This is a genomic window from Promicromonospora sp. NPDC050249 (genome assembly GCF_040656015.1).
Taxonomy (GTDB): domain Bacteria; phylum Actinomycetota; class Actinomycetes; order Actinomycetales; family Cellulomonadaceae; genus Promicromonospora.
In genome coordinates this window covers 34,622-61,459 of sequence record NZ_JBFAKY010000022.1, presented here as the reverse complement: position 1 = coordinate 61,459, position 26,838 = coordinate 34,622, and the positions used below count along the sequence as shown (strand labels likewise).

22 protein-coding genes and 1 pseudogene are annotated in these 26,838 nt (G+C 70.2%); 9 read left to right on the top strand and 14 right to left on the bottom strand.

The annotated features are described in order from the left end of the window. Nucleotides 1-19 precede the first annotated feature (19 nt). Together AB0I32_RS18250 and AB0I32_RS18245 are read right to left on the bottom strand one after the other, a co-directional pair. A complete protein-coding gene (locus AB0I32_RS18250; RefSeq protein ID WP_357508491.1) occupies nucleotides 20-943 on the bottom strand; it encodes a sugar ABC transporter permease in 924 nt (307 codons plus the stop codon). 11 nt (nucleotides 944-954) lie between these two features. Then, complete coding sequence (locus AB0I32_RS18245; RefSeq protein ID WP_357508489.1) at nucleotides 955-2,226, bottom strand: sugar ABC transporter substrate-binding protein; 1,272 nt, start codon at nucleotides 2,224-2,226, stop codon at nucleotides 955-957. A gap of 156 nt (nucleotides 2,227-2,382) precedes the next feature. Between AB0I32_RS18245 and AB0I32_RS18240 the strand changes: the two genes are divergently transcribed. Next, complete coding sequence (locus AB0I32_RS18240; protein ID WP_357508487.1) at nucleotides 2,383-2,622, top strand: substrate-binding domain-containing protein; 240 nt, start codon at nucleotides 2,383-2,385, stop codon at nucleotides 2,620-2,622. Between the two features lie 26 nt (nucleotides 2,623-2,648). After that, nucleotides 2,649-2,693 (top strand): annotated as a pseudogene (locus AB0I32_RS18235) (hypothetical protein); the annotation flags it as partial. A 93-nt stretch (nucleotides 2,694-2,786) separates the two neighbouring features. Here the strand turns inward: AB0I32_RS18235 and AB0I32_RS18230 are convergent. The 6 genes from AB0I32_RS18230 to AB0I32_RS18205 form a co-directional block, all read right to left on the bottom strand. Next, nucleotides 2,787-3,548 carry an SDR family oxidoreductase gene (locus AB0I32_RS18230; protein ID WP_357508485.1) on the bottom strand — a complete coding sequence of 254 codons (762 nt, stop codon included), beginning with the start codon at nucleotides 3,546-3,548 and terminating at the stop codon, nucleotides 2,787-2,789. A 64-nt stretch (nucleotides 3,549-3,612) separates the two neighbouring features. Next, complete coding sequence (locus AB0I32_RS18225) at nucleotides 3,613-3,870, bottom strand: helix-turn-helix transcriptional regulator (protein ID WP_357508483.1); 258 nt, start codon at nucleotides 3,868-3,870, stop codon at nucleotides 3,613-3,615. Beyond that, entirely contained in the window at nucleotides 3,870-4,364 is a 495-nt protein-coding gene (locus AB0I32_RS18220) for a DUF2975 domain-containing protein (RefSeq protein ID WP_357508481.1), read from the bottom strand. Before AB0I32_RS18220 ends, AB0I32_RS18225 begins: the two co-directional genes overlap by 1 nt. 39 nt (nucleotides 4,365-4,403) lie before the next feature. Next, nucleotides 4,404-5,603 (bottom strand): FAD-dependent monooxygenase, encoded by a 1,200-nt coding sequence (locus tag AB0I32_RS18215; protein WP_357508479.1) that lies wholly within the window; start codon nucleotides 5,601-5,603, stop codon nucleotides 4,404-4,406. A 128-nt stretch (nucleotides 5,604-5,731) separates the two neighbouring features. Further along, the gene (locus tag AB0I32_RS18210; protein ID WP_357508477.1) at nucleotides 5,732-7,243 is read right to left on the bottom strand and encodes a carboxylesterase family protein; all 1,512 of its coding nucleotides are present in this window, start codon (nucleotides 7,241-7,243) and stop codon (nucleotides 5,732-5,734) included. A 20-nt stretch (nucleotides 7,244-7,263) separates the two neighbouring features. Further along, on the bottom strand, nucleotides 7,264-8,178 hold the full coding sequence (locus tag AB0I32_RS18205) for an MBL fold metallo-hydrolase (protein WP_357508475.1): 915 nt from the start codon (nucleotides 8,176-8,178) through the stop codon (nucleotides 7,264-7,266). Between the two features lie 152 nt (nucleotides 8,179-8,330). Between AB0I32_RS18205 and AB0I32_RS18200 the strand changes: the two genes are divergently transcribed. Beyond that, nucleotides 8,331-11,111 carry an AAA family ATPase gene (locus tag AB0I32_RS18200; protein WP_357508473.1) on the top strand — a complete coding sequence of 927 codons (2,781 nt, stop codon included), beginning with the start codon at nucleotides 8,331-8,333 and terminating at the stop codon, nucleotides 11,109-11,111. A 4-nt stretch (nucleotides 11,112-11,115) separates the two neighbouring features. Here AB0I32_RS18200 and AB0I32_RS18195 read toward each other — a convergent pair whose 3' ends face one another. The 5 genes from AB0I32_RS18195 to AB0I32_RS18175 all read right to left on the bottom strand — a co-directional run bounded on the left by AB0I32_RS18195 (nucleotide 11,116) and on the right by AB0I32_RS18175 (nucleotide 16,574). Beyond that, a complete protein-coding gene (locus tag AB0I32_RS18195; RefSeq protein ID WP_357508471.1) occupies nucleotides 11,116-11,805 on the bottom strand; it encodes a response regulator transcription factor in 690 nt (229 codons plus the stop codon). Then, nucleotides 11,802-13,178, bottom strand: coding sequence for a sensor domain-containing protein (locus tag AB0I32_RS18190; RefSeq protein ID WP_357508469.1), 1,377 nt, complete (start codon nucleotides 13,176-13,178; stop codon nucleotides 11,802-11,804). Before AB0I32_RS18190 ends, AB0I32_RS18195 begins: the two co-directional genes overlap by 4 nt. A gap of 100 nt (nucleotides 13,179-13,278) precedes the next feature. Then, nucleotides 13,279-14,514, bottom strand: coding sequence for an FAD-dependent monooxygenase (locus tag AB0I32_RS18185; RefSeq protein ID WP_357508468.1), 1,236 nt, complete (start codon nucleotides 14,512-14,514; stop codon nucleotides 13,279-13,281). Beyond that, a complete protein-coding gene (locus AB0I32_RS18180; protein ID WP_357508466.1) occupies nucleotides 14,511-15,929 on the bottom strand; it encodes an MFS transporter in 1,419 nt (472 codons plus the stop codon). The genes AB0I32_RS18185 and AB0I32_RS18180 overlap by 4 nt, the downstream gene beginning before the upstream one ends. A gap of 183 nt (nucleotides 15,930-16,112) precedes the next feature. After that, nucleotides 16,113-16,574 carry an Lrp/AsnC family transcriptional regulator gene (locus AB0I32_RS18175; protein WP_357508463.1) on the bottom strand — a complete coding sequence of 154 codons (462 nt, stop codon included), beginning with the start codon at nucleotides 16,572-16,574 and terminating at the stop codon, nucleotides 16,113-16,115. Nucleotides 16,575-16,701: 127 nt separating this feature from the next. On the opposite strand from AB0I32_RS18175, the gene AB0I32_RS18170 reads away from it, so the two are divergent. Next, nucleotides 16,702-17,964 (top strand): amino acid permease, encoded by a 1,263-nt coding sequence (locus AB0I32_RS18170; RefSeq protein WP_357508461.1) that lies wholly within the window; start codon nucleotides 16,702-16,704, stop codon nucleotides 17,962-17,964. A 184-nt stretch (nucleotides 17,965-18,148) separates the two neighbouring features. Here the strand turns inward: AB0I32_RS18170 and AB0I32_RS18165 are convergent, their stop codons facing one another. Continuing rightward, nucleotides 18,149-19,174, bottom strand: a complete 1,026-nt coding sequence (locus tag AB0I32_RS18165; RefSeq protein WP_357508459.1) for a LacI family DNA-binding transcriptional regulator — start codon at nucleotides 19,172-19,174, stop codon at nucleotides 18,149-18,151. 98 nt (nucleotides 19,175-19,272) lie between these two features. Between AB0I32_RS18165 and AB0I32_RS18160 the strand changes: the two genes are divergently transcribed. The 5 genes from AB0I32_RS18160 (at nucleotide 19,273) to AB0I32_RS18140 (ending at nucleotide 26,495) form a co-directional block, all read left to right on the top strand. Beyond that, nucleotides 19,273-20,169 (top strand): sugar ABC transporter permease, encoded by an 897-nt coding sequence (locus tag AB0I32_RS18160; protein ID WP_357508457.1) that lies wholly within the window; start codon nucleotides 19,273-19,275, stop codon nucleotides 20,167-20,169. Further along, nucleotides 20,169-21,068, top strand: a complete 900-nt coding sequence (locus AB0I32_RS18155; RefSeq protein WP_357508455.1) for a carbohydrate ABC transporter permease — start codon at nucleotides 20,169-20,171, stop codon at nucleotides 21,066-21,068. The genes AB0I32_RS18160 and AB0I32_RS18155 overlap by 1 nt, the downstream gene beginning before the upstream one ends. A gap of 37 nt (nucleotides 21,069-21,105) precedes the next feature. Beyond that, nucleotides 21,106-22,437 carry a sugar ABC transporter substrate-binding protein gene (locus tag AB0I32_RS18150; RefSeq protein ID WP_357508453.1) on the top strand — a complete coding sequence of 444 codons (1,332 nt, stop codon included), beginning with the start codon at nucleotides 21,106-21,108 and terminating at the stop codon, nucleotides 22,435-22,437. A 138-nt stretch (nucleotides 22,438-22,575) separates the two neighbouring features. Then, entirely contained in the window at nucleotides 22,576-24,087 is a 1,512-nt protein-coding gene (locus tag AB0I32_RS18145) for an alpha-N-arabinofuranosidase (protein WP_357508451.1), read from the top strand. 173 nt (nucleotides 24,088-24,260) lie between these two features. After that, on the top strand, nucleotides 24,261-26,495 hold the full coding sequence (locus tag AB0I32_RS18140; RefSeq protein WP_357508449.1) for an alpha/beta hydrolase-fold protein: 2,235 nt from the start codon (nucleotides 24,261-24,263) through the stop codon (nucleotides 26,493-26,495). The last annotated feature ends 343 nt before the right edge of the window (nucleotides 26,496-26,838 follow it).

Genomic DNA, 26,838 nt, shown 5'->3' with positions numbered 1-26,838 from the left:
CATCGGCTCAGTCATCGGCTCAGTCATAGTGGACCCACCTCCTCTGTCCCCACAGCTGGAACAGCGTGAAGATTGCGATGATCACGAACAGCACGGTGGCGATGGCCGACGCATAGCCGAGCTGGTTGTTCGTGAAGGCGGTCTGATAGAGGTACAGCATGATCGTCATGGTGCTGTTGCCCGGGCCCCCGCCCGTGATGACGTAGGCCTGGGCGAAGGTCTGCCAGGCGCCGATCACGGTCAGCACCGTGGTGAAGAACAGGGCAGGGCTGACCAGGGGCAGCGTGATCGAGACCAGGCGACGGAACCGGCCGGCGCCGTCGATCCGTGATGCCGCGATGACGTCGGGACTGATCGAGTCGAGGCCCGCGCCGAGCACGATCATGTTGTAGCCGAACGACTGCCAGACCGACACGCCTATCACGACGGCCAGCGCCCAGCTGCCGTCGCTGAGCCAGGGGATCGGCGCCAGCCCGATCGCCGCCAAGGCCTGGTTGACGACGCCATCCTGCTGGAAGAGCAACCGGAAGACCGCGGCGTTTGCCACCAAGGGTGACAACGCCGGGATCAGGAAGATCACACGGAGCCAGTTGCGGCCTGCGATGCGGGTCTTCAGCCACATCGCCATCGCCATCGAGATCGCGATGTTCGCCGGGACGTACACGAGCACGAAGACCGCCGTCACCATGACGCTGTTGAGGAACTGCGGGTCGCGCAGCAGCCGGGCGTAGTTCTGCGTGCCCGTGAACTGGGTGCCTCCCAGCAGGGTCGAGTCGGCGAATCCGAGGACCAGCGAGGCGACCTGCGGCAGGACGATGAACACTGCGAGCCCGATGAGGCCGGGCAGGACGAAGGCCCACCCCACCCATCGGGGACCCTGGAGGGACCGGCGGCGGAGCCGGCCGACGGACCCGTCGGCGGCCTCTCCCTCCGCACGGTCCATACGCGCCAACGTCATTGCGCGAGGCCGGCCTTCACCTGCTGCAGCACTTCGTCGACCGTGCTCTTGCCGGAGAAGGCGTCCACCTCGTACTGCGTCAGGAGCGTGTCGAGCTCGGCCTGGTTGGACGGCACGGGCGAGGGCGTCGCGTCACCGGTCATCTGCTCGATGACCGAGGCGAACTCCGGCGATCCGGCATTGGTGGACCAGGCGTCCAGCGCGTCGAGCCGCGCCGGCACGGAGGCCTGTGACGTGGTGACGAACTCGAGTCCGCTCTTGCTCGTCATCGCCTCGATGGCCTCGAAGGCCTTCTGCTTGTCGCCGCAGGTCTTCGTGATGGCGAAGCCCGACCCGCCGATGAACCCCTTGGAGGCGCCGCTCTTGCTCGGAATGACGGCGATGCCGACGTTGTCCTTGCCGAGAGACTCCTGCGCGTGCTGCAGGTCCCACAGCCCCTGCATCTCCATGGCCGCCTGGCCTGTGTTGAATGCGTCGATGTCGGGGAAGGTCCCGCCCGCTGCCGCCTCGAGCGGCTTCGCGACCTTGTACTTGTTGGACAGGTCGACGAGCAGCTGCAGCGCGTCGCGAAAGTTCGGGTCGTCGAGCAGCGGACCGTTCTCGTCCGCCCAGGGGCGGCCGTCGGCCGCCATGAGGGTGGCGATGGGGTTCGACGCCTGGGGGATCGCGAAGCCGTACACGCCGTCCTTCGTGGTCGCCTTCGCTGCCGCGATGAAGTCGTCGATCGTCCAGTCGTTGGTCGGTTCGGCCACACCGGCGTCCTTGAACATCTTCTTGTTGTAGAGGATCACGGTGGGCCCGGCGTTGAACGGGAGGGAGTAGAGCTTGCCGTCCACGCTGAGCTGCTCGAGCATCGCCGGGCTGTACGCCGACAGGTCGAGGTTGTTCTCCTTCGCCAGGTCGTCCAGCGGCTCCAGCCCCTCGACGTACTGGTTCACCCGGCCGTTCTGGAACGTGACCAGGCAGGGCGCGTTGTTGCTCCTCATCACGGTGGGCAGCTTGGTGTAGTAGTCGCCGATCGGCGGCCCGGAGAAGCTCACCTTCATCTCCGGGTCGGCGTGCACCCCTCCGGCGATGTAGTCGCTCCACTGCTGCTTGTCGGCCTCGCCGCCGATCCACGTGTACATCTCGAGGGTGTCGCCGTCGAGGCCCGAGGTTCCACCACCGTCTCGTGAACATGCAGCGAGACCGAGGGTGAGCGCCCCCGCGACCACGACCGAGACGCCGACGCGTCCCCGGCTCCTCATGCCCTTCAACCGTGACTTCATCGAACTCCTCCTTGAGTCGGGCGAAACGTTACGGCTACACCACTCGGCTGCACTGCCGAAATAGTTTCGCAACTATGCGTAGCGCGTTGAGACTATAGGAGGCCGACGGGCCCCGCAAGGGTCGGATTTTGCTGTGAGAAGTCAGGTATCGCCCGGATGGGAGCACGAAACTATTTCGGGCGGCTCGGCCACCGACGCATCGGCCGGATCGGCGGACCCGAGCTCTCCGCGGCCGCACGCGACCGCTTCTACGGCTTCACCGCGGCGCTGGACGCCGCAGGCATCGAGGTCGTCCCCGAGCTGGTCCGCACTGATGAGTTCGACGTCGCCACAGGCACCAGGCACGCGCACGACCTCCTGTCGGCGCTGGAGCGTCCTGGACGACACCGCCGTTGACCACCGTCCACCAGGACCTCGATGGCATGGGGCGTATGGCAGCCCAAGCCATCATCGCGATGTCGACCGGCAAGCCGCCGACGTCACGCCACGTCGAGCTGGCCACCTCGCTGACCATCCGCAACAGCACGAGCCCGGTGCGCGGCGGGGTGCGCGGCGGATCCTCAGGTGCGCAGGTGGGAGGCGCCGTTGAGGTCGAGGATCGCCCCCGAAGCCCAGGCGGCCCCCGGCGAGGTCAGGTACAGCACCGCGTGCGCGACCTCCTCCGGCGTCCCCACCCGCCCGAACGGGCTCTCCGAGCGCACGGAGTCACCCGTGGGGCCCGCCAGCTTCTCGGCCTGGCGTTCGGAGCTGACGAATCCCGGGGCGACCGACGCCACCGCGATGTCGTGCGGCGCGAGGGCGACCGCCATCGACTGCCCGAAAGCGTGCAGCGCGGCCTTCGCCGCCCCGTACGCGGGGAACTCCGGCTCGCCACGGAAGGCGCCACGGGAGCCGATGTTCACGATGACCCCCGCGGAGCCCCTGGCGATGAGCCGGCGCGCCACGAGGTAGGTCACGTTCGCCGCCGCGATGAGGTCGACGTCGATCATCTCCCGCCAGCTTCGCTGCCAGTCCTCGTAGCTCACTGTCGCGATCGGATGATGGTGACGCGCGCTGGGCGCGAGCGCCGCGTTGTTGACGAGGACGTCGATCCCTCCGAGCGCCTGTGCCGCCGCCCTGACGACGGTCTCGGCACCCTCGGGCCGGCTCAGGTCTCCACCCACGACCGTGTGACCCGTGCCGGCCAGCAGCCCGAGCGTCTGCTCGGCGGACGCGCGATCGGAGCCGTAGTGGACAGCGACCCGATCGCCACGGCCGGCAAGAGCCACCGCGATCGCACGCCCGATCCCTCGGGACGCCCCCGTCACCAGAACGTTCGCCATCAGCCCACCTTCCACGATTCCACCCAGGATGCCCCGGGCGAGTGAACCCGTATCAAAACACCGATCAGTCGGCGCTGCGCGGAAGACCGACCGCCCCGGATCTGACGCCGTCGTCGTCGTCGGAGACCCACCGCAGCACGTCTCCGGGCTGGCAGTCGAGCACCTCGCAGATCGCGTTCAGCGTCGAGAACCGGACCGCCTTCGCGCGGCCGTTCTTCAGCACCGACACGTTGGCCGGACTCAGGCCGATCGCGTCGGCGAAGTCGCCGACCGACATCTTCCGCTTCGCCAGGAGCACATCGATCTCGACGACGATCGCCATCAGAGCACGCCGTCCAGCTCGGTCTGTGCGTCCGTCGCCCGCTGGACGAGCCGATGGGTCACGAACACGACGCCGAGCAGTGCGACACCGACGAAACATCCCAGGCCGCTCGCCATCCACAGCCCCAGGTCCCCCATGTCGTCGGGCATCCGGATCCCCACGAACGTCACGTACAGGAAGAAGCCGGCGGTGAGCAGTGTCGCGACGCCGACCGCCGCGCCGATCGTGACCACCCACCGCTGCGTGCCCGGCCGGAAGAAGGTGCCCGCCTGGGCGCGGAACACGAGCATCCAGAGGGCCGCGAGCGACACCTGCGCGCAGGCGATGAAGGCGATCCCGGCGGCCAGGAGCGGGACACGGTAGGGCTCGTACGGAGGAAAGTGCCTGACCTCGTCGGCGGCGATCCCGGGCAGGATCACGGCCTGGGCGAACAGGGCGATGGCGATGCCGCTGAAGATCAGCAGCGTGAGCATGTTGAAGACTATGCGACTCATGCAGCGATTATCGATGATGATCGCTCGATAATCAATAGATTAGTCGCGATGTTCGATCGATGACGTCGCACTGAGCCCCCTGGCCATCTGCCGCCTGCGGGCCGCACCACCGAGCCTCAGGACGAACGAGCGCACCGCCTCGGTCCCCCGGCCCGACGGGACGAACATCTGCTGCTTGAGGTGCGCGATGCGCTGATGCCTCAGGATCGACGGACGCAGTGCCGACTCCCAGGCGGTCAGCGCGGCGCGGACGTCGTCCGACGCGTTCCGCAACGCCTTGCCCAGCTCCGCGCCGCCCCGGAGCGCACTCGTGGCGCCCATGCCCGAGTAGAGGTTCAGGCACCAGGCCGCATCGCCCACCAGCACCACCCGGCCCGTGCTCCACCGCGGCATCCTGACCTGGTGGACCGAGTCGAACAGGAACTCGGGCGCGCGTTCGAGCTCGTCCAGGACGTACCGCACGACCGGATCGTCCATACCGGAGTAGGCGGAACGCAGCCGTTCGATCCGGTCCCCCGCGAACTGCCCGGAGACGTCCGTCGTGCGGTAGGTCAGCAGGGCGGTGGGCGCCCGGTCGGCGAAGCCGAACACCCAGGCCGCACGCCCCGCACGGGCGCTGATGATGCTGTCCTGGTCGCCGTAGCCCGGCACCTGGCCCGGAAGCTGGAAGGCGCAGATCATCGCGCCCCAGTCGCGGACGTACCGCGCATGCGGACCAAAGGCCAGGCGGCGCACGTCGGACCGCAAGCCGTCCGCGCCGACGACGAGGTCGTACTCCTCGCGGTAGTCCTCACCGGTCCCGCCGTCCCGGAGCAGCACCTGGACGCCGGCGCCCTCGTCGCCGATCTCGACGGGCCGGGTGGCGAACCGCACGTCGATCCGCGCACCGGCGCCCGCCCGGCCGAGACCCTGCCAGAGCGCTGCCTCGATGTCACCGCGGACCACCGCGGCGGGCCGCCCGGGCTGGTGCAGGAACCCCAGCCCCGGCGCGCGGTTCCCGCGCCGGTCCAGCTCCCAGGCGCGTCCGCCGTCGGCGGGGTTGCGGGTGTGCAGGTCGTCGGCGATGCCCAGATCGACCGCCGCCCGCCTGCCGTCCGGCAGCAGACCCACGAAGGACCCGCCCTGCCGCCGTTCGGGCGCCCGTTCGACGACCACCGTCTCCCAGCCGGCCGCCCGCAGCCCGATCGCCGCCGACATGCCCGCGATCCCCAGCCCGACGACCAATGCTCGTTGCCGCATCACGCGCTCCCGTTCCTCGGACTTCCTTAACTAAGTTCAGTTCCCCGTGAGCCCAGGCTGCCTGAACTTTGTTAAGGTGTCAACCATGGCCGAGGGAGGATCCGTTCCGGCTGCGGCCGGCGACGAGGTCACCCCCGCGGACGGCGGTCGACGGACCAGGCCTGACGTTCCTCGCCACGCGGGTCCTCCACCACCGCCCACTCCGCGTCGATGTGCACGGTGGATCGGCGCCGGTCGTCGTACCGGGCCCACCCCGGGTCACCGGTGCGGGCGAACCGCACCCAGGCCTGGTGCATCCGCGTGGCGAGCCCGGTCGGAGGGCGCCGGGGGCCGAGCATCGCGTGCGGCCCGTTCAGAACCGGCAGATCGGCAGTGTCGAAGACGAACGGCAGCTCGATCGCGTGCGTGGCGCCCAGCTGGCCGTCGAGCGCTTCGGAACGCCACCCGAACTCGTAGGCGAACGTGGACGACGGCGCTTGCGCGGTGTGCGCGTCGGCGAGCGCCCAGCTGCCGGCACCGAACAGGGCGTCACCCATGATCGCGGACCGCAGCTCACCGGAGGTCGCACGGGGCCTGGACGAGCGATAGCTCTCGACGAGCTCCACCGGGCTGGGGTGGGACGCAGTCGCGGCGCGAGTGACGTCCGCCGCGTCCGAGGACGCGAACTTGTCGACCGGGACCAGGTAGAGGTGGCCCTCCTCCGTGTTGGTGCCGATGAGCAGGTCGACGTCGGCGGAGGCTCCCGCGGCGACCGACACGGCGGGTTGCTCGTCCAGGACCAGGCTGAACGGGCTCAGCCCGATCAGCGGGTCGTAGTGGGTCTCGGTCCGCAGGTCGATACCGCCGAGCCGGGACGCGGCCTCGACGAGCTGTGCGTCCGAGAGCCGCGCGAACTGATCGACTCGGGGTTCGATCCCGAGAGCCTCGGTCGCCGCCTTGGTGACCCGGGCGGCCTGCTCGGTGGTGAAGGCGCCGAGCCCGCTCCCGCTCTGGACTATCGCGCGACGGAAGAGTCCCGACGCCGGACGGTGCGCGAGGACTCCGCCGACGATCGTCGCCCCGGCCGACTGCCCGAACAGGGTGACGTTGCGCGGGTCTCCCCCGAACGCCGTGATGTTCCGCCGGACCCAGTCCAGGGCTGCGACGACGTCGAGCAGACCGCGGTTCGCCGGGGCTCCCGGGACGTCGAGGAATCCGGCGATGCCGAGCCGGTAGTTGACCGTCACCAGGACGACGCCGTCCCGGGCGAAGGCGGAACCGTCATAGAGGGCGGCGTTCGTCGACCCGGCGACGAACCCGCCCCCGTGGACGAACACCATGACCGGAAGGCCGCCCGTCATGCCAGGGGGCGTCCAGACGTTGACGGTCAGGTAGTCGTCGCCGTGACCCCAGCCGGTGCCGAAGTACGGCGACATGTCGATGCTGCCGAGGCGACGTTCGGCCTGAGGTGCCGTGGGGCCGGGCCGGGTGGCGTCGCGGACGTCGTCCCACGGCGCACGCTCCTGCGGCGGCGCGAACCGCCCCGCGCCGCGGGGTGCGGCGGCGTACGGGACGCCGAGGAACACGGCCGCGGCGTCCCCGCGGGTACCGCGAACGGCTCCACGGTCCGTGGTGACGACGACGTCGGTATCGCTGTTCATCTGCTGCCTCTTCACGGGGGTCAGGACGGCTCGGTCGGGTACAGGGAGAACGGCGCCCAGCTCTTCACCGCGAAGGCGCTGCCGTCGCGGGAGACCTCCGCGGCGCCATGGCCGCCGAGGTGCGCCGGGATGACCAGCGCGTTGTTGTCCGCTGCCCAGCCGAGCACCTTGCGCCGCGTCGCACGGGCGAGCGCCGGATCCTCGCAGAAGCAGCTGTTGGAGTCGGGGTCGAGAAGCTGCACGGGGTTGTGCAGCATGTCGCCGACGAAGACGGCGCGGTCGGTACCCGACGTCAGCGTGAGCGTGGACGACCCAGGTGTGTGGCCGGGAGCCGCGTCGAGGCGCAGGTGCTCGTCGATCTGGTAGCTGTCCTCCCAGAGCAGTACCTGGCCGGCCTGGTGCACCGGAGCGATGCTGTCCTCGAACACGTTCTGGTTGCCGCGGCCGAGAACGGGCCGGTAGTTGTTGGCCGGGTTCCAGAAGTCGAAGTCGTCCTTCGGCATCAGGTAGGTGGCGTGGGGAAAGGTGGGGACCCAGCTCCGGCCGTCCAGGTACGTGTTCCAGCCGACGTGGTCGACATGGAGATGCGTGTTGATCACGACGTCGACGTCCTCGGGCCGGACGCCGGCGCGAGCGAGGTTGTGCAGGAAGTCCGTCTCCAGGTGGCTCCAGACCGGAGAGTACGGACGCTCCTTGTGGTTGCCGACGCCGGTGTCGACGAGGATCGTCCTGCCGCCGCTGCGCAACAGCCAGGTCTGGATCGCCGAGTTCACGATGTTGGTCGCGGGGTCCACGAAGTGCGGTGCCAGCCAGGGAGCGCCGTCCCACACCTCCTTGGAGCTGTCCGGGAAGAACGTCTCGGGAGTCATCTCGACGGGGCCGAAGTACTCCAGGACCCGGGTGATGGTGACGTCCCCGAGGGTGATCTGCGACATGAAGGTCCTTGTCTCTGCGGAAGCCTGCTCCGCGACCCTAGGAATCCGGGCCGCTCCCCCGGTATCCGTCAGTCGACTGCACCTGCAGGTCGACGCCGCGGACCACCGGGCTCGTAGGATGACCGTCGGCCCCCGCAAGTTCAGGAGACGCCATGGAGCCGCAGGACGTCCGTCGGGACCAGGTCTGGGACCTCGCCCGGCTCACGAGCTCACGGAGCACGACGTCGACCAGGGCGGACGGCGTCGCCCGACTTCTTCGCACGGTCGAGGAGCCCGGCAGCGCGGGCACCGTTCAGCTGCTCGTGGGTGACGCCGGGATGGGCAGGACCACGCTGCTGGACGCCCTGGCTCGCCACGCCGAGTCGCGCGGATCCGCCGTGCTGCGCGCTCAGGGCAGCGAGTCCGAGCGGACGCTGGCCTTCTCCGCGCTGCACCAGCTGCTCCGCCCGGTCACGGACCGGATCGACGTGCTGCCCGGGCGGCAGGGGGCTGCGCTGCGCTCGGCCCTGGGAACAGGCACCGGTACGGGCACGGCGAGCCCGGACGTCATGGTGACGGGTAACGCGTTGCTCGACCTGCTGTCCGACCTGGCCGCCCGGCAGCCGGTCCTGCTCCTCGTGGACGACGCGCACCGGTGCGACCAGGTCTCGCTCGACACCCTCGCCTTCGCGGCACGACGGCTGGGCGGTGAGGCCGTCACGCTGCTGATGGCCGCCGAGACCGGACATGCGGTCAGGGGTGCAGGGCGTGACGTGCCGGTCACGGTCCTCGAACCGCTCGACGACGCCGAGGCATCGCGCCTCCTCGAGGGTCTGCCGACACGGCCAACGGCGCGGCTCAGCGCCGACGTCGTCGAGCAAGCTGCCGGCAATCCGCTCGCGCTCACCGAGCTGTCCAGGGCCGCCGCTCTGGACGCGGCAGGCCACCAGACCTCGGCGGGTCCGCTCCCCCTCACCGACGAGCTGGCACGCGTGTTCGGCGCGGGAGCGGCTGGGCTGCCGCACGTCACCCGGCAAGCACTGCTGCGCCTGGCGGCGATGGACCCGGTCGACGCGGCGATCATCCCCGCACCGATACCGCCGGGCACCGCGCTCGACGCCTGGGAGCCCGCGGACCGGGCAGGGCTGATCGTTCGCATGGGCCGGCGCGTGCGGTTCCGTCACCCTCTCGTCCGCTCCGCGATCTATCAGACCGCCGCTCCGGACGATCGGCGCGCAGCCCACCAGGCTCTCGCGGAGATGCTGCCCGACGAGCCGGACCGGCAGGCCTGGCACCTCGCGGCATCCTGCACGGGACAGGACGCCGCGATCTCGGGGCTGCTCGAGCGGTCCGCCGAGCAGGCCCGCCGGCGCGGGGGCCCCGCGGCCGCGGGCAAAGCCCTGCACCGCGCGGCGGAGCTCACCCCGCACGCCGGGCACGGCGTCCGACTGCTTGTCGAGGCGGCCAGGAGCGCGGTGCTGACCGGCGATCTCGCCTGGGTGGAGCACCTGGCGCAGGCGGTGCACACCCGGACCGGGGATACCTCGCTCATGGCCGCAGCTACCGTCCAGGTGAGCCGGCTGACGGTACTGACCGCCCGCCACACCACAGCGTTCGCTCGACTGATGCGGGCGGCCGGCCAGTTCGCGACGGAACAGCCCGACAGCGCGCTGAACATCCTCGCGGACGCCGCCGTGGCCCGGTTCTACTCAGGAAGGGCGGCCGAGCGGCACGCGATCCACGACGTGCTGCGGAGCATCCCCGAGCACGCCGGTCAGGACTGGCTGCGGGCCTGGGTGCGGATCGTCTGTGATCCGACGCACGACAGGCGCGCGGATCTGCGGATGCTGGGCGCGCGGCTCGCCGCCGAGAGACGGACCCGACCGGAGCAGCTGACGTACCTCGGCATCGCGGCGTGGCTCCTGGACGAGACGCCGGAGGCGGTCGACACGTTCGACCTTGCCCTGGACGCCGTGCACGCGGGAACCACCCTTCCGAACGGCCTGGGGGGCGCGGCGGCCTGGGCCTACCTGGAGCGCGGGCGGTGGGACCGGGCGCGGGAGGTCAGCGCGCGCATCATCACGACAGGGATTGCGGCCGGGCTCGACCATGCCGTGGCCTGCGCGACAGCGGTGGACGCCATGGTGCTCGCGCTCCAGGGCGACGTCCTCGGCGCCCGGGCCCAGGCGGCGCGCGCCATCGCGCTCGTCGATCCCCTGGAGAGCCGTTCGGTGTTCGTGTACGTCCGACGCGCCCTTGCCGCCGCCGCGTCCGCCGAGGGCGACCACGAGACCGCTTACCACCAGCTGCGCACGACCTTCACCGAGGACGACGGGCCCGTGCACTACCACGCCTCGTACGCCGCCCTCGCCGACCTCGCGGCGGCCGCGGTGCGCAGCGGTCATGGGCAGGGGGCCGCCGAGATCGTCGAGACAGCGGCGCAGGACCTGGGCGACCGTGTCTCACCTCGGCTCCGTGCGCTCCTCCACAGGGCTCGCGGTCTGCTGGCGGATCCCGGGAGCGCGGAGCCGCACTTCCGGGCCGCCCTGGACGACCCGTTCACCGAGCACTGGCCGTTCGAACGGGCGCAGGCGTTGCTCGACCTCGCGGAGTGGCTTCGTCGTCGCCGACGTGTGGCCGAGGCCAGGGCGCCGCTGGCCGAAGCGCTGGAGACCTTCCAGCGCCTGGGCGCCGATCCATGGACCGAGCGGGCACGAACGGAGTCACGGGCCGCAGGCGTCGACCAGGGCGCGTCGACGAGCGGTGCACTGGCCGACCTCTCGCCGCAGCAGCAACAGATCATCAGGCTCGCCGCCCGCGGTCTGACCAACCGCGAGATCGGGGAGAGGCTCTTCATCTCCCCCCGCACCGTGGGCTCCCATCTCTACCGCAGCTTCCCCCGTCTGGGGGTCACTGCGCGCTCGCAGCTGCGGGCCGTCGTCGAAGGCACGTGATACCTCAGGTCCCGAGGTAACGCAGCACGGCGAGCACCCGGCGGTTGTCCGCCGCGTCGTACGGCAGGTCGAGCTTCTGGAAGATCGCGGCGACGTTCTTCTCCACAGCGCCCTGGGAGAGGAACAGCTGCTCCGCGATGCCGCCGTTCGACCGGCCCTGCGCGATGAGGTCGAGCACCTGGCGTTCCCTGTCGGTCAGCCGCACCCGGCCGGCGTCCGGGTCGGAGGCGCCCATGAGCTGGGAGACCACCTCCGGGTCCAGCACGGTCTCGCCCCGGGCCACGCGCGCGAGCGCCTGGGTGAACTCCCCCACGTCGACGACACGGTCCTTGAGCAGGTACCCCACGCCACGTGCGTCACCCTGGAGCAGCACACCGGCGTACCTGGTCTCCACGTACTGCGAGAAGAGCAGCACGGGGAGCCCGGGAAGCTGCTCCCGTAACGCGACCACGGTGCGCAGACCCTCGTCGGTGAACGTCGGTGGCATCCGGATGTCCGCCACCACGACGTCGGGCACGGACGACTCGCTCGCGAGGCGAAGGACCTCACGCTCCAGGCTCTCGCCGTCCGGCACGGCCGTCACCTCGTGCCCCCGCCGCGTCAGCAGGGCGACGAGCCCGTCGCGCAGGATCCCGGAGTCCTCGGCGAGCACCACCCGCAGTCCGCCCGACGGCGTCGTGTCCGGCCCGGTCATGCGCGGCCACCGGCACCCGTGCGGCGCACACCTGCCGCGGCGGCCCGCGCCGCAGGGAGCGTCATGGTCACGACGGTCGGCCCGCCGACGGGGCTGGACAGGTCGAACGTGCCGTCGACCGACCCGACGCGCTCGGCGAGCCCCGCGAGGCCCGACCGCAGCCCGGACCCGTCGGGGGCGACGACAGCCGCTCCCCCGCCGCCGTCGTCCCGCACCTGGATGTGCAGGACGCCGCTCCCGCCGTCGGCGACGACCTCGACCCGCACGTGGACCCGTGACGCGCGCGCGTGCTTGGCCGCGTTGGTGACCAGCTCGGCGATCGAGAAGTAGACGATCGACTCGATCGCCGGTGCGAGGCGGCCGCCCGCCTCGACCGCCGGGTCGATGTCCGCCGTGACCGGTAGCGGCGCGCGTGCGGCGAGCGTCTCCAGGGCGACCGCGAGGCCGCTGTCCAGCGCCGGCGGGTGGATGCCCCGGGCCAGCTCGCGGAGCTCGGCCAGGGCGTCCTTGGTCGAGGCGTGCGCCACCTCGAGGAGCTCGCCCACCGTGTCCGTCTCGCCGGAGACCAGCTGCTCACGTGCCTCGCCGAGCTGCATACCGACGGCGACGAGGCGTGCCTGGGTACCGTCGTGCAGGTCTCGCTCGATGCGGCGCAGCCGGGCATCGGCGTCCTCCACCGTGCCCGCCCGGGAGCGCTCCAGCTCGGCGACCCGCAGGCTGGCGGCCGTCGGTCCGAGCAGCACCCTGGTCAGCAGCTTCAGCAGGGCGACGAAACCCGACTGGGCCAGCGGCCACAGGACCAGCATCACCAGGCCGCCCAGCGCGACGAGGGCGAGGCCGGCCGGGTTGTGCCACGAGCTGTCCATGGCCAGCTCGGGAGGCAGCGACCAGAACCAGGACCAGTAGGTCACGCTGCCGAGCCCGAGCACGAGACACGCGGTGCTCACGACGAACCCGGCGAGCGTCACCGGCAGGGCCGCGAGCATGAACAGCAGCGCTCGCCAGCCCGCCGGGTCGCCGAGCGCTCCCCCGAGCCGCGGCCAGAAGCCCTGCCGCGTCCGTCGGGGCACCGGCGCCGCGACGTGCGTGCCGAGCAGGCGGCCTGCCAGACGGCGGTAGGTGGCGCCCCACCACCGCCCGCCCACCACGAGCCCTCCTGCGACGAACAGCCCGACGACCGTCACGGCGGCCCCGGCCGTGACCGCCACGGTGACCAGCACGTAGGCGAGGGCGAACGGCCCCAGGAGCAGCATGAGCCACAGGTAGCCGTACGAGCGCCACGTGACGGAGGACGACGGCGCGCCGAGCAGGTGCGTCCAGCCGGGGCTCTGCCCGGACCGCCGCGCTCGCGGGTCGAGGGTCATGGTCTTCATGTTGCCAGCCTGCCTCGGGGCCGCCCTGCCAGGACAGGGTGGGTTCCCCCGGGAGCGGTAGGGATTTCCTCCGGGTTTTCTTCCGGGGTCCGGACCGGGCTCACGCCGTCGGCGCAGGCTTGGGGAGCACGAGGGCCGAGTGGGCGGGCTGCGGCGTCGTGGCCGGCATGGCGACCAGCTCACGCAGCATGGCGTTGCGTCGTTCCAGCGCCTCGGCGGTCGTGGGGAACAGCCGGGCGCCACCCTTGTCGACCAGTGCCTGGTTCATCGTGACGAACTCGCGGGTGTCCCGCTCGTAGGCGGCGAAGGCCTCGACGTGGTCCCCGTGCATGGCCAGCGACCTGGCGAGCATGTAGGCGCCCACCAGCGCCAGGCTGGAACCCTGCCCGGTCAGGAACGACGGCGCGTAGGCGGCGTCGCCGACGAACGCCACCCGGCCGCTCGACCAGCTCGGCATCCGGATCTGACCCGCCGTGTCGAAGAACAGGTCGTCCGCGCGGTGCATGGCCTCGACGATGCCCGGGACCTCCCAGCCCGCACCGGCGAAGGCGCCGGCGACCAGGTCTCGCTGGGCGTCCGGGTCCCGCAGGCCCTCTCGCACGACATCGAGCGGCCGCTCCGGCTGGTGGAAGTTCAGGAAGGCGTGCAGGTCGTCGGTGGTGTCCCCGGTGGCGTACAGGGCGGCGGCCCGGCCCGGGGTGTTCCACATCACGAGCTCGCGCGACAGGCCGAGGGTGTTGGGCATGGTGAACACGGCGAAGGCGTAGCCGAGGTACCGGTGGAACTGCTCCTCCGGCCCGAGCAGGGCCTTCCGGGTGCCAGAGTGCATGCCGTCGGCGCCGACCACCACGTCGAACGTGCGCTGCCTGCCGCTGCGGAAGGTGACGTCGACCCCGTGCCCGTGCTCGTCGAGGCGGTCGATGGAGTCGTCGAACACGAGCTCCACGGCGTCCCGGACGGTCTCGTACAGCGCGGCGGTCAGGTCCCCGCGCGCGACCTCGAGGTCCTGCCCCTCGACGCTCCCGGCGACCGCATGGGGATGGAGGGTGGCCACCTCGGCACCGTCGGCATCGAGGAAGGTGAACCGTCCGGTGTCGATGTGCGCGGCCTGCAGCCGCGGCAGGATGCCCATCCGCCGGACCACCTCGACCGCGGTGCCGCGGACGTCGATCGGGTAGCCGCCCCCGCGAGGTGCGTGAGCCTTCTCGACCACCGTGACGGCGAACCCGTACCGGTGCAGCCAGTACGCCAGCGTGGGGCCGGCGAGGCTGGCTCCGGCGATCAGGACGGTGCGCCGGGACGTGTGGGGGCGGGAGGTGCCGGACCGAGATGTCATGACTGGACTTCCTTCTTCAGGTGGCGGACGACGAGCAGGGACGATGCGGCCACGAGGGCGGCGACGAGGAATCCGGTGACGAAGGCCGACTCGGCGGGCAGGCCGGAGGCCGGGTCGTTGCCCGCGTCGAGGACCGAGCCGGCGACCTGGCCGCCCGCGACGGCACCGATCAGGCGGATCACGACGAGGAGGCTGGTGGCGATGCCGGTGTCCTTGGCGGCCACGGCGGTGGCGGTGCTGGCGAGCAGCGCGGTGGTGATCAGGCCACCGACGAAGGCGGCGAGCGCCCGGGCGACGACGAGCTGCCACACCGTGTCGTGCAGCGCCGCGACGGCGACGAGGATGCCCGCGGTCGCCACGGCGCCCGTTGTGGCCACGGCCCGTGCGCCATAGCGCTGCACGGCGAGCCCGCCGACCGAGCCCGCCAGCACGCCGGCGATGGAGGCCGGCATCATGAACAGCCCGATGTCGGTGGTGTCGAGCCCCAGGCCGTAGCCGTCGCCCGACACCTCGAACAGCTTGGGGACGTAGGTCTGCAGCATCGCGGAGACGGCGGCGATGGCGATGGTGAGCACGGCCGCGCTCCACATGGCGGGCGCCGTCAGCATGCGCAGCTCGACCATCGGCGAGACGGCCCGGCGTTCGACGGCCACCCAGGCCGCGGCGAGCGCGGCGACGACGAGCACGATGCCACCCACCGCGAGCGGAGGGATGCCGCCGCCGGTCACCACGAGGAGTGCCAGCATGAGCGCGACCAAGGTGGCGCTCAGCAGGGCCACACCCGCCCAGTCGATGGTGGTGCCCTGTTCGCCCGGCGGATCGTTCGGCATGACCCGGAGGACGACCGCCGTCGCCGCGACGATCACGATCGTCGGCGCCGCGAAGATCCAGTGCCAGGACAGGCCCTCGGCCAGCGGCCCGGCGACGAGTGTCCCGACGATGCCGCCGGCGGTGAACAGCGCGCTGACCACCCCGACGGCCACCTGTGTCTGCCCCTTCGGAAAGTTCTTGCGCACCAGGATGAACGAGAGGGGCAGTACGCCCACCATCGCGCCCTGCAGCGTCTGGCCGGCCAGCAGTACCGGCAGGTTCGGCGCGAGGCTCGATATCACGCCGCCTGCCGAGACCAGCGCCATCAGCACGAGCAGCACCCGCTTCCCGCCGTAGCGGTCGCCGAGCTTGCCCGCGATGGGCGCGACGATCGCGCCGGTGATCAGCAGCGTGCTGGCGATCAGCGCGGCCGCGGCCGAGTCGACACCCAGCTCGCGCTCCAGCAGGGGACGCGCCGGGTCCACCACCGTCTGCAGGGTGCCGAGAGCGAGGGCGAGGACGCCCAGCGCCCCGATCGCGGCCCCTCCGATACGGGCAGGGGTCGGCCTCTCGACGGGGGCTGGAGAGCCAAGAGCGATGGTCATCTCAATCCCTTCCCGGGCTGGCCGCGGGCGGGATCACGAGCGAAGCGGGTCTGATCTCCATGTCCTCGAACCTAGGGTTCGAGCTCCGGGCCCCGACATGGTGGGAACCGCCGTGGGCGCGGGAGATTTCCTCCGCCCCCACGGCGGAGCGCCCGGTGAGCGGCCCGCGCGGCTCTGGGCGGACTATTCCTCGGGCAGTCGCTGGTGTACCCGCTTCTGTGCGCTCTGGAAGACGATCTGACTCCGGAAGGTGACGACCTCCCGTGGCTGGCTGAGGCGGTCGATGAGGAACGCGTGCAGGTGGTCGAGGTCCCGGGCGGTCACGTGGGCGAGAAGGTCCTCGTCTCCGGCGAGGACGTAGACGGCGACGACCTCGGGCAGCTTGATCAGTGCGGCCTTGAACGAGTCGATCACATCGCGGTTGAGCGGGCGCAGCCGGATGGAGACGAACGCCTCGACCCTGCGGTTGAGCGCTGCCGGGTCGATCTCGGCGTGATACCCGCGGATGACGCCGCGGGCGCGCAGGAGCCGTACCCGTTCCAGGCAGGTCGAGGGTGCGATGCCGAGGTGACGGGCCAGGTCCCGGTTGGTCTGCCGCGCATCGCGCTGGAGCTCCTGCACGATCGCCGAATCAAGTTCGTCCATGGTCGGGATCCTATCGGCCGTACCGAATGAAGTTCGGCTGGAACCCCACGCATACGTCCTTGTGCCTAGGCTCGCGCCGAATTCTTGGCCATCGGGCTGAGGACGGCCATCCGGCAGAGGACGGTACATGGAAGAGAACGTTCGCCCGGACACGCACCCCGCCCAGGGGCTCGGCGTCGCGACGGGTTCCGTCATGCTGCTCGGCGCGGTCCTCGGGCCGGGGGCGCTGGCGCTGCCCACGCTGGCCGCTGACGCCGCGGGGCCCGCGTCCTTGCTGGCGTGGGCGCTGCTGCTCCTCGCCAGCATCCCCGTCGCGGCGACCTTCGCGGTGCTCGGTGGCACCCATCCCGACGGCGGAGGCGTGGCGCACTTCGCGGCGATCGCCTTCGGCGGACGGATCGCCGCGGCGGTCAGCTGGTGGTTCCTGGCGGCGGTGCCGCTCGGTGTCACGGCCGCCGCGCTGATGGGCGGGCACTACATCGCTGCCGCCCTGGGTGCGGGTCCCGGGTTCGCCATGGGGGTGGGCTTCGGCCTGCTCGTGGCGTCGTTCGTCCTGAACATGGTCGGGCTCCACGCGACCGGGCGGGTCCAGGTCCTGACCTCCTTCGTGATGGTGACTCTCCTGGTCGTGACCGTCACGGTCTCGCTCGGTGGCGTGCGCTCCGAGGCGTTCACACCGTTCGCGCCCCACGGGTGGGGCGGCGTCGGCACCGCCGCCACGGTGCTGTTCTTCGCGTTCGCCGGCTGGGAGGCGGTGACCCACCTCTCGGCGGACTTCGCGGACCCCGTCCGTGGTCTGCGACGTGCGACAGCACTCACCCTTGCCCTCGTGATCGCGCTCTACCTGGGGCTGGCGCTCGTCACGCTCGGCGTCCTTGGCGCTTCCGCCGGGAGCGACCCGGCGCCGCTGCTCACCCTCCTCCAGCGGGCGTTCGGCCCCACCGGGACCGTGCTGGCCACCGCCGCGGCGCTGCTGCTGACCTTCGGGGCCATCAACGCCTACCTGGCCAGCGGTGCCCGGCTGGGCGCCACGCTCGGGCGGGACCGGGCGCTGCCGCGCCTGCTCGTGGGCCGGACGACGCCGGGTCGAGAGCCACGCCGCAGCCTGGCGTTCCTCGCCGCCTGCTGCCTGGTCGTCGCCGTCCCGGTCCTCGGCGGTGTCGTCACGCTCGACGGACTGGTCCGCGCCACGTCGGCACTGCTCGCGGCGGTGACCCTCACCGGCACCCTGGCCGGTGTCGGACTGCTGCGCGGACGGCAGCGTGGCACCGCCGTCGTGGCGTCGGTGTTCCTCGCCGTGGTGCTGGTGTTCTGCGGTGCACTGCTCGTGCTCCCTGCGGCCATCGGTGCCGCCGCCGCGGTCAGGTCGTCGGCGACCGTTCGCGCGTAACGGCTGCTTTACCGGTAAACAAGCAACTCGGGCGAGGCATACCCGGAAGGCGCCGTCGGCCGATCTCACCCGCACCAATCCGGGCGGCGAGCGTTGACACCCTCCGAGATGCCCTCTACTTTATCGATAAACGTCATGACAGTGACGGGCTACTCGAGGAAGAGAAGCTGTGACCGACCCACGTCTACCCGGGTACCTGAGCGAGCGTCGACTCACGGACCACGATCCGAGCCGACATCACCGACTCCACCACGTCCTCCAGCTCCCCCGCGTCCGACGCGGCGGCCTCGACACGGCGCAGGAGCAGCTCCATGACACGCTCGGCCATCGAGTCGTTGCCCGGGTCCATGGTGGTCAGCCGAGGGACGAAGTACTCGCCCTCCGCGTCGTTGTCGAAGCCGACGACCTGGACGTCGTCCGGGACGCGCAGCCCGATGTCGGCCAGCGCGCGCAGGGCACCCATCGCCGCGGCGTCGGTCAGCGCGAAGGCACCGTCGAACGAGACGCCGTCGCGATGCAGCCGGATGACCGCCTCGTAGCCGTCCTTCGTGGTGAACGACGCGCCGTCGACGACGAGCCGTTCGTCGACCGGCACACCGGCCTTGGCGTGCGCACTGCGATAGCCACGGCTGCGCAGGGTCGGCATGCTGTCGATGCCTGTCTCCGGTCGGCCGCCGATCAGGGCGATGCGCCGCGCACCGCGCTCGAGCAGGTACGACGTGGCGAGCTCGGCGCCACCCACGTTGTCCATCATGACGTGGTCGAACTCGCCGCCGAGCCGCCGCTCGCCGAGCAGGACCACCGGAACCTCGACGCCGGCACGGCGCACGTCCGCCGCATCGATCTGGACCGGGCTGAACACCACGCCGCTGTACGGCCGCACCCGCTCCGCGGAGATGGCGGCGAGCTCGCCCTCCCTGCTCGCGCCGGTGCGCTCGATGATGACGTGGTAGCCCCTCGACTGCGCGAGCGTGTCCAGGCGCGCCGCGAGGTGGGGGTAGTAGGGCCCGTCGAGGTGCGGGACCAGCAGGCCGATCGCGCCGCTGCGGCCGGCCCGGAGCTGACGCGCCGTCGCGTTCACCCGGTAGCCCAGCCGGGCCACCGCCTCCAGCACGCGGGCACGGGTGTCCTCGCTCGCTCCCGGCCGTCCGTTGATGACGTTCGAGACCGTCATCTTCGAGACACCGGCTTCGAGTGCCACATCGCTCATCTTCACCACGTTGCCCATCATGACACCCCGCGATCCACGGCCCCGCCCCGTCGCGCAGGTATCACCCAAGGCTCTGATCAAGGAGGATCCAGAACCCCGTGAAGCAGCTCCTGTACTCCAAGAAACTCGCGCCCTACCTGTTCATCCTGCCGTTCCTCGTGACCCTCGCCGTCTTCTGGGTCATTCCACTGGGGCGGTCGTTCGTGATGAGCACCCAGGAGGTGCTCTACGGGCAGGCGACGTTCATCGGGCTCGACAACTACGACCGGCTCTGGCGGGACCGCATCTTCTGGCAGGCGCTGTTCAACAGCCTGCGCTACATGGTGCTGACCCTGGTGCTCCTCATCCCGATCCCGCTGGCGCTGGCAGCCCTGATCAACTCGAACATCGGCAGCGCCCGCATCAAGGCGTTCTTCAAGGCGTCGATGTTCGTGCCGGCGCTGACCTCCGTCGTGGTGGCCGGCATCGTCTTCCGGCTCATCTTCGCGGAGTCCGACACCGCGATCATGAACCAGGTCGCCGACTTCTTCGGGTTCGGCCCGGTCCGCTGGCTGCGCGGCGACGTCACGGGTCTGGTGGCCCTGCTCGCCATCGCGCTGTGGCGGTGGACCGGCGTCAACATGATGTATTTCCTCGCCGGCATGCAGGCGATCCCGACCGAGTACTACGAGGCGGCCTCGATCGACGGCGCCAGCAAGCTCCGCCAGTTCATCCACATCACGATCCCGAACATCCGGCCGACCATCGTCTACGTCGTCACGATCAGCGTCTACGGCGGCCTGTCGATGTTCCTCGAGAGCTTCATGCTCTACGCCGGCAACAACTCCCCCAACAACCAAGGCCTCACGGTCGTGGGCTACCTCTACCGCAAGGGCATCGAGGAGAACGACCTCGGCTTCGCCTCTGCCGTCGGCGTCGTGCTGCTCGTCGTGATCATGGCGATCAACATCTCCTACCTCGTCGCCAGCGGCACCTTCAAGAAGGAGGCCGTCTGATGGCCGTTCAGCCGACCACCCTCAGCCCGTCGACCGACACCCGCCGGCGAACCCCCGCCCGCCGGTCCTCCGCACCGTCCACGGCGGCATGGATCCAGAGCGCCTTCCTCATCGTGATGGCGCTGATCTCCCTGGTCCCGCTCCTGGCGATCTTCGTGGGCACGTTCCAGGACGGCAACGAGGTGATCCGGCGCGGCATGACGTTCGACGTCGACCTCGGCTCGCTCAGCCTGGACAACTACGTCCTGCTGTTCACGGACTCCGGGCCGTACTTCCGGTGGTTCGCCAACACCCTGATCCTCACGGTGGCGCAGGTGGCCGGAACGCTCCTGGTGAGCTCGTTCGTGGCCTACGGCTTCGCGATGTACGAGTTCAGGACCAAGACCCTGTGGTTCATCATGGTGCTGCTCGTCATGACCGTGCCGTTCGAGATGCTCATGCTGCCCCTGTACGTCCAGGTCAACGACATGGGCCTGGCCGACACGTACACCGTGATCGCGCTCCCCTTCCTGGCGGCGGCCGTGACGATCTTCTTCTTCCGCCAGTACTTCCTGGGGATACCGAAGGAGATCATCGAGGCCGGCCGGATGGACGGCGTCAGCGAGTTCGGCATCTTCTTCCGCCTGGTGCTGCCCATCACCAAGCCGGCGATGGCCGCCATGGCGATCCTCAACGGGATGCTCTGCTGGAACAACTTCCTCTGGCCGCTGCTGGTGCTGCGCAGCCCCGAGAAGTTCACGCTCCCGATCGGCCTCAACACCCTGCTGACGCCGTACGGCAACAACTACGAGCTGCTCATCATCGGGGCCTTCTTCTCGCTGATCCCGATCCTCATTCTTTTCCTCGCATTCCAGCGGTTCTTCATCGAAGGAATCACCGCGGGAGCGGTCAAAGGCTGACCCTTCCCTGCTCTTCCCAAGACAGAACGGAGAAATCATGACCAGGCTACGGACGAAGGTGTCCACGCTGATCGCGGCGCTCGCGGTCACGGCGCTCGCCGCGTGCAGCGGCGGCGGCCAGCCGGAAGCACCCGTCAAGAACGCCGACGGTTCGACCACGTTGAACATGTGGACCTTCGCCGACGTGCACGCCACGTACTACGAGGAGATGGCCGAGCAGTGGAACGAGGCCAACCCCGACAAGGAGATCAAGCTCGAGGTCACCGTCTACCCCTACGACGACATGCACAACAAGCTGCAGCTCGCCGTGAACTCCGGTGAGGGCCTGCCGGACGTGGTCGACATCGAGGTCAACAAGTTCGCCAACTTCGTCAAGGGCGAGAACCCACCGCTGCTCGACCTGACCGAGTACGCGGCCCCGTACAAGGACGACGTCGTCCAGGCGCGCCTCGACCTGTACAGCAAGGACGGCACGATCTACGGGTTCCCGACCCACGTGGGCGCCTTCACCACGTTCTACAACACCGAGGCGCTCGAGGGCGCGGGCATCGACTACACGTCCATCAAGACCTGGGACGACTTCAAGGAGGCCGGGGTCAAGTACAACGAGGAGACCGGCAAGGCGTTCGGCGTCGCCAGCACGAGCGTCATGTTCCTTGAGCCGCTCATCACGGCGCAGCTCGGCGGGCAGTTCTTCGACGACGCCGGCAACGTGCAGGTGAACAGCCCCGAGGTCGTCGAGACCCTCTCGATGATGAAGGACATGCAGGACGCCGGTGCCATCTCCACCATCCCCGGCGGGAGCCCCGACTCCGAGGAGGCGTACGGCGCCATCAACGACGGCGACTACGCCGCGATCGTCTACCCGGCCTGGTACACGTCCCGGTTCGTCGACTACATGCCCGACCTCGCCGGCAAGGTGGCCATCGCCCCGGCGCCGGTCACCGACGACGCCGTCGTGCAGACCATCGGTGGTGGCGGCACCGGCGCGGCGGTCCCCGCCGTCTCGCCGAACAAGGACCTGGCCGCCGAGTGGCTGGCGTTCGCCAAGCTCTCCCCCGAGGCGAACGTCGCCGTCTGGGAGGTGCTCGGCTTCGACCCCGTGAACATGGCGGTCTGGGAGGACGAGGAAGTCACCAAGAACCCGGAGAACAAGTTCAACAAGTACTTCCAGACCAACCTGTTCGACGTGCTCAACGAGGTGAAGGACGGCATCGGGCACTTCCAGTCGTTCAGCGACCCGAACTGGCCGACCGTCGACGACACGTTCCGCACGGTCACGCTCAACGAGATCTACGAGAACGGCACGTCGGCCCAGGAGGCACTGGACCAGACGCAGGCCGACCTGCAGAACCAGCTGGGGCAGTAAGGCCCTGACTTACTGAACGCACAGGCGGGGCGGTCGCGGCATCCACTGCCACGGCGGCCGCCCCGCCTGCGTGCGCCGTGCCCTCACGGCTGCCCCACGAACCGACCGCCGCACGAACCATCGAGGAGTACATCGCTCATGCTGTCCGCTTCCGTCACCATCGACCCGGCGTTCGTCGTCGGACCGGTGCGCCCCCGCACGTTCGGCTCGTTCGTCGAGCACCTGGGCCGCAGCGTGTACACGGGTCTGCACGACCCCGGCCACCCGACCGCCGACGCCGACGGGTTCCGTGGCGACGTCGTCGAGCTCACCCGCGAGCTGGGCGTCTCGACGGTGCGCTACCCCGGCGGAAACTTCGTCTCGGGGTATCGCTGGGAGGACGGCATCGGTCCCGTCGAGCAGCGCCCCCGCCGCCTGGACCTCGCGTGGCACTCGACCGACCCGAACCTCGTGGGCGTGGACGAGTTCATGCGCTGGTGCGCCCGGACCGGCGTCGAGCCCATGATGGCCGTCAACCTCGGCACGCGCGGCGTGCAGGAAGCCCTCGACCTGCTCGAGTACTGCAACGTGCCCGGCGGCACCAGGTGGAGCGACCTCCGTAGGGCGAACGGCGCGGAGGAGCCGTATCGCATCAAGATGTGGTGCCTGGGCAACGAGATGGACGGCCCGTGGCAGATCGGTCACAAGACCGCCCACGAGTACGGCCGCCTCGCGGCCGAGACCGCCCGCGCCATGCGGATGATCGACCCGGACATCGAGCTCGTGGCGTGCGGCTCGTCGGGTTCCCAGATGCCCACGTTCGGCGAGTGGGAGCACACGGTCCTGACCGAGGCGTACGAGCACGTGGACCACATCTCGGCGCACGCCTACTACTGGGAGGAGGACGGCGACCTCGCGTCGTTCCTGGCCTCCGCGGTGAACATGGACCACTTCGTCGACTCGGTGGCAGCCACCGCCGACGCCGTCCGCGCGGCGGGCAAGCACACCAAGCGGATCCACGTCTCGTTCGACGAGTGGAACGTCTGGTACCAGAAGCGCGCGGAGTCCCGCCCGCCGTCGGGCGACGACTGGCCGGTGGCGCCGGTGCTGCTCGAGGACCGCTACAACGTCGCCGACGCCGTCGTGGTCGGCAACCTGCTCATCTCGCTGCTGCGCCACACCGACCGCGTGCACGCGGCCTCGCTCGCGCAGCTCGTCAACGTCATCGCGCCGATCATGACCGAGCCGGGCGGACGGTCCTGGCGGCAGACGACGTTCCACCCCTTCGCGCTCACCGCCCAGCACGCGGCGGGCGAGGTGCTGCGCCTCGCCGTGGACGCGCCCGTGCAGGAGACGGCCAAGTTCGGTCCGGTCCCGGCGATCGACGCCGTCGCCACGCACGACCCCGAGACGGGTGGCGTCGTGGTGTTCGCGGTGAACCGGTCGCTCACCGACGACGTGGCGCTCGGGGTGGACCTGCGCGGCTTCCCGGGACTCCGGGTCGCGGACGCGGTCACCCTCTCCAACCCCGACCACACCTGGTCGGCCACTGCCGACGACGCGACCTCGGTGCTGCCGCGCACCAACACGAGCGCGAAGGTCGCCGACGACCACGCCCACGTCGACCTGCCGCCCGTGTCCTGGTCGATGCTCCGGCTGGAACGCGTCTGACCCCTACGACGACGGCGCCGTGTCCGGACCGATCGGTCGGTCGGACGCGGTCCCGGACTCGACACAAACGTGACAGCGGTGCCCGCACGGGTGCCGGTCATGCGCGAGGCACGGCGTGGAGCCGGTCCTCGTGTCGCCGATATCGATTTCGAACGAGAGGCAAGTCAATGACGATGGAATCTCGACCAAGGCCAGCCCACCTGGTCCGACGAGGACGACAGACGCTCGCTGCTGCCGCCGCGAGCGCGGTGGCGGCCGGGGCGTTGCTCGTGGCGCCGTCCGCTGCCGCGCAGGCGGTGAGTGCCGACCCGTGGGTGAGCGAGGTGCCGAACAACCCGATCTCGGACGTCTACCGCTTCACGGTGCCCCGCGCGGCGGTGACCGAGGCGACCGGCATCGGGGAAGGTCCCGTCGCGGTGCAGGGGAACTTCGGCCCGGGCAAGGCGTGGACCGACCTCAACATGGGAGCCAGCGGGTCGAACCTGACCGCCACGCTCGGCCCCCTCGAGCCCGGCCTGTACTACTACCAGTACGCCGCGCGCCCGGCCGCGAACCAGGACGCGGTGGCGTTCCGCAACCCCGACGCGCCCCAGGAGGTGACGTCGAAGCCCACCTACAGCACCATGTTCGTTCCCGGTCCGGGTGCCGAGTGGCTCGACGACGTGGACGGCGGCGGCGAGCTCGAGACGCTCGAGTACGGCAAGGGGCCGAAGCGCGACAAGGAAGCGCTCGTGTGGACGCCCCCGGGCTACGACGCGGATCGCGCACAGGAGTACCCGGTGCTGTACCTGCTGCAGGACGAGGGGCAGAGCTACCGCGAGTGGGTGGAGCTGGGCCGGCTCGGCCAGATCATGGACAACCTCACGCTCGACGGGGACGCCGAGCCGATGGTGGTCGTCATGGGCGACGCCGGCACGCCCGGTCCCGCCGGCGTGACGAAGGAGCTGCTGCCCGCCGTCGAGCGCGCGTTCAACGTCTCCCACAAGGGGTCGGACCGCGCGATCGCCGGGATCGGCCGCGGTGGAGAGGCGGCCCTGGACGCCGTGGTCGCGAAGCCGCGAGAGTTCGCGAACGTCGGCTCGTTCTCGGCCGGTTACGACAAGCCGATCTCGCGGGGCAAGGCCAAGCAGATCAACCACTCGACCGACGTCGTCCGCGTGTACGCGGGCAACGTCACCGACCCCGCGTACAACGACACGGTCGCGCTGGCCGACAGGCTGACGAGGGCGGGCGTTCAGTTCCAGTCGGACGGGTCGGACCCTGGGACCGGCGGCACGTGGGACACGTGGCAGAAGAACCTGCACGACTTCGCCGGGCGTCTCTTCCAGGAGGTCGACGACGAGGGCCCGAGCGAGGGCCACCTGCCGTTCGTGAAGCACGAGCTGCCGGCGGCGGGCACGACCCCGACGCCGTGGATCGACGAGAACAGCGTCGTCACCTTCGAGCTCGGCCCCGAGTTCGCCGACGCGAACAACATCACCGTCTGGGGCAACTTCGGCCCGGCCGGAAGCTGGCCGCGCACCCACATGGTCCAGCAGGACGACGGTTCGTGGCGGCTCTCGCTGGCCGTCGAGGGCGGCTCCTACTACTACAAGTTCGTGGTCGACGGCGTCGACCTCAAGGACGCCGGCAACCCCACGAAGGTCTTCTCGGAGCCGACGTGGAGCACCTTCACCGCCGACGGCGACACGATCCGCGCTCAGTACACCGCCCAGGTGCCGGCCGAGGCACGTGGCGAGGTCAGCGTCATGAGTTACCCGAGCACCGCTGGCGGCGGCTCGCAGCGCTCGGCGTACGTGTGGACGCCCCCGGGCTACGACGCGGACCGCGCCGAGGAGTACCCGGTCTTCTACCTGCAGCACGGTGGCGGGCAGACGTGGACCGACTGGGTCGAGGTGGGATACGTCCAGCGCATCCTGGACAACCACTACCTGCGGGGCAACATCGTGCCGATGGTGGTCGTCATGGCCAACGGGAACGGCGTGGACTTCCCCACGGAGATCACGACGCGCATCGTGCCGGCCGCCGAGGAGCAGTTCAACATCAGCTCCGACGGCGACCAGCGCGCCCTGGCGGGTCTCTCGATGGGCTCGGGCCACACGCTCAGCACGCTCTGGGCGCACCCGGGCGAGTTCGGCTACATCGGCGCCATGTCGGCGTTCGGTGCGCCGCCGGCCACCGCGGACGTCGAGGCCATCAACGAGGGCACCAAGCTGCTGCGCGTCTACTCGGGTGACGTGCAGGACTTCACGTACGGCGCGACGCTGCAGCTGATCGCCGCCATGGAGAGCCGCGGGGTGAACCACGAGTTCGCCCCCATCGTCCCGGGGCCGCACAGCTGGGACGTCTGGCAGAAGTCGCTCATCGACTTCCTTCCGCGACTGTTCACGGAGGGTGGGGAGGCGTAGCGGCGCAGGGTGCTGGACACGGTGCGGTCGGCGGGGACTCCCCCCGTCGGCCGCGCCGACGGTCTTGGCGAGTGCCACGGACTGAAACAAGCTCGCGAGGGGCGGGACCATCTTTTATCGAGGTCTCCGATAGTGGGAAGGCATCGAAACTACTCAAACCGGTGCTCCTCCGCGTCCGTCGCCATTCGGTACAACTCACCCCACGCAATCACTTGCAGGTCGACCGCGGCGATTCGCTCCAACTCAGGCGTCAGCACTACCCGAGGCAGAGCAATGAAGACAAAGCAGGGGGAACTCTTTCAGCACTCGGATATCAGCGCCCTCGAACGGGTCGTGAGCACAA

Excerpts from the sequence above, each read along its gene's own strand:
- AB0I32_RS18180 (WP_357508466.1), bottom strand. The coding sequence starts at position 15,929 with ATGACCATCGCTCTTGGCTCTCCAGCCCCCGTCGAGAGGCCGACCCCT.
- AB0I32_RS18175 (WP_357508463.1), bottom strand. The coding sequence starts at position 16,574 with ATGGACGAACTTGATTCGGCGATCGTGCAGGAGCTCCAGCGCGATGCG.
- AB0I32_RS18185 (WP_357508468.1), bottom strand. The coding sequence starts at position 14,514 with ATGACATCTCGGTCCGGCACCTCCCGCCCCCACACGTCCCGGCGCACC.
- AB0I32_RS18210 (WP_357508477.1), bottom strand. The coding sequence starts at position 7,243 with ATGAACAGCGATACCGACGTCGTCGTCACCACGGACCGTGGAGCCGTT.
- AB0I32_RS18205 (WP_357508475.1), bottom strand. The coding sequence starts at position 8,178 with ATGTCGCAGATCACCCTCGGGGACGTCACCATCACCCGGGTCCTGGAG.
- AB0I32_RS18200 (WP_357508473.1), top strand. The coding sequence starts at position 8,331 with ATGGAGCCGCAGGACGTCCGTCGGGACCAGGTCTGGGACCTCGCCCGG.
- AB0I32_RS18245 (WP_357508489.1), bottom strand. The coding sequence starts at position 2,226 with ATGAAGTCACGGTTGAAGGGCATGAGGAGCCGGGGACGCGTCGGCGTC.
- AB0I32_RS18195 (WP_357508471.1), bottom strand. The coding sequence starts at position 11,805 with ATGACCGGGCCGGACACGACGCCGTCGGGCGGACTGCGGGTGGTGCTC.
- AB0I32_RS18170 (WP_357508461.1), top strand. The coding sequence starts at position 16,702 with ATGGAAGAGAACGTTCGCCCGGACACGCACCCCGCCCAGGGGCTCGGC.
- AB0I32_RS18155 (WP_357508455.1), top strand. The coding sequence starts at position 20,169 with ATGGCCGTTCAGCCGACCACCCTCAGCCCGTCGACCGACACCCGCCGG.
- AB0I32_RS18150 (WP_357508453.1), top strand. The coding sequence starts at position 21,106 with ATGACCAGGCTACGGACGAAGGTGTCCACGCTGATCGCGGCGCTCGCG.
- AB0I32_RS18215 (WP_357508479.1), bottom strand. The coding sequence starts at position 5,603 with ATGCGGCAACGAGCATTGGTCGTCGGGCTGGGGATCGCGGGCATGTCG.
- AB0I32_RS18240 (WP_357508487.1), top strand. The coding sequence starts at position 2,383 with ATGGGAGCACGAAACTATTTCGGGCGGCTCGGCCACCGACGCATCGGC.
- AB0I32_RS18250 (WP_357508491.1), bottom strand. The coding sequence starts at position 943 with ATGGACCGTGCGGAGGGAGAGGCCGCCGACGGGTCCGTCGGCCGGCTC.
- AB0I32_RS18190 (WP_357508469.1), bottom strand. The coding sequence starts at position 13,178 with ATGAAGACCATGACCCTCGACCCGCGAGCGCGGCGGTCCGGGCAGAGC.
- AB0I32_RS18220 (WP_357508481.1), bottom strand. The coding sequence starts at position 4,364 with ATGAGTCGCATAGTCTTCAACATGCTCACGCTGCTGATCTTCAGCGGC.
- AB0I32_RS18145 (WP_357508451.1), top strand. The coding sequence starts at position 22,576 with ATGCTGTCCGCTTCCGTCACCATCGACCCGGCGTTCGTCGTCGGACCG.
- AB0I32_RS18225 (WP_357508483.1), bottom strand. The coding sequence starts at position 3,870 with ATGGCGATCGTCGTCGAGATCGATGTGCTCCTGGCGAAGCGGAAGATG.
- AB0I32_RS18165 (WP_357508459.1), bottom strand. The coding sequence starts at position 19,174 with ATGAGCGATGTGGCACTCGAAGCCGGTGTCTCGAAGATGACGGTCTCG.
- AB0I32_RS18140 (WP_357508449.1), top strand. The coding sequence starts at position 24,261 with ATGGAATCTCGACCAAGGCCAGCCCACCTGGTCCGACGAGGACGACAG.
- AB0I32_RS18230 (WP_357508485.1), bottom strand. The coding sequence starts at position 3,548 with ATGGCGAACGTTCTGGTGACGGGGGCGTCCCGAGGGATCGGGCGTGCG.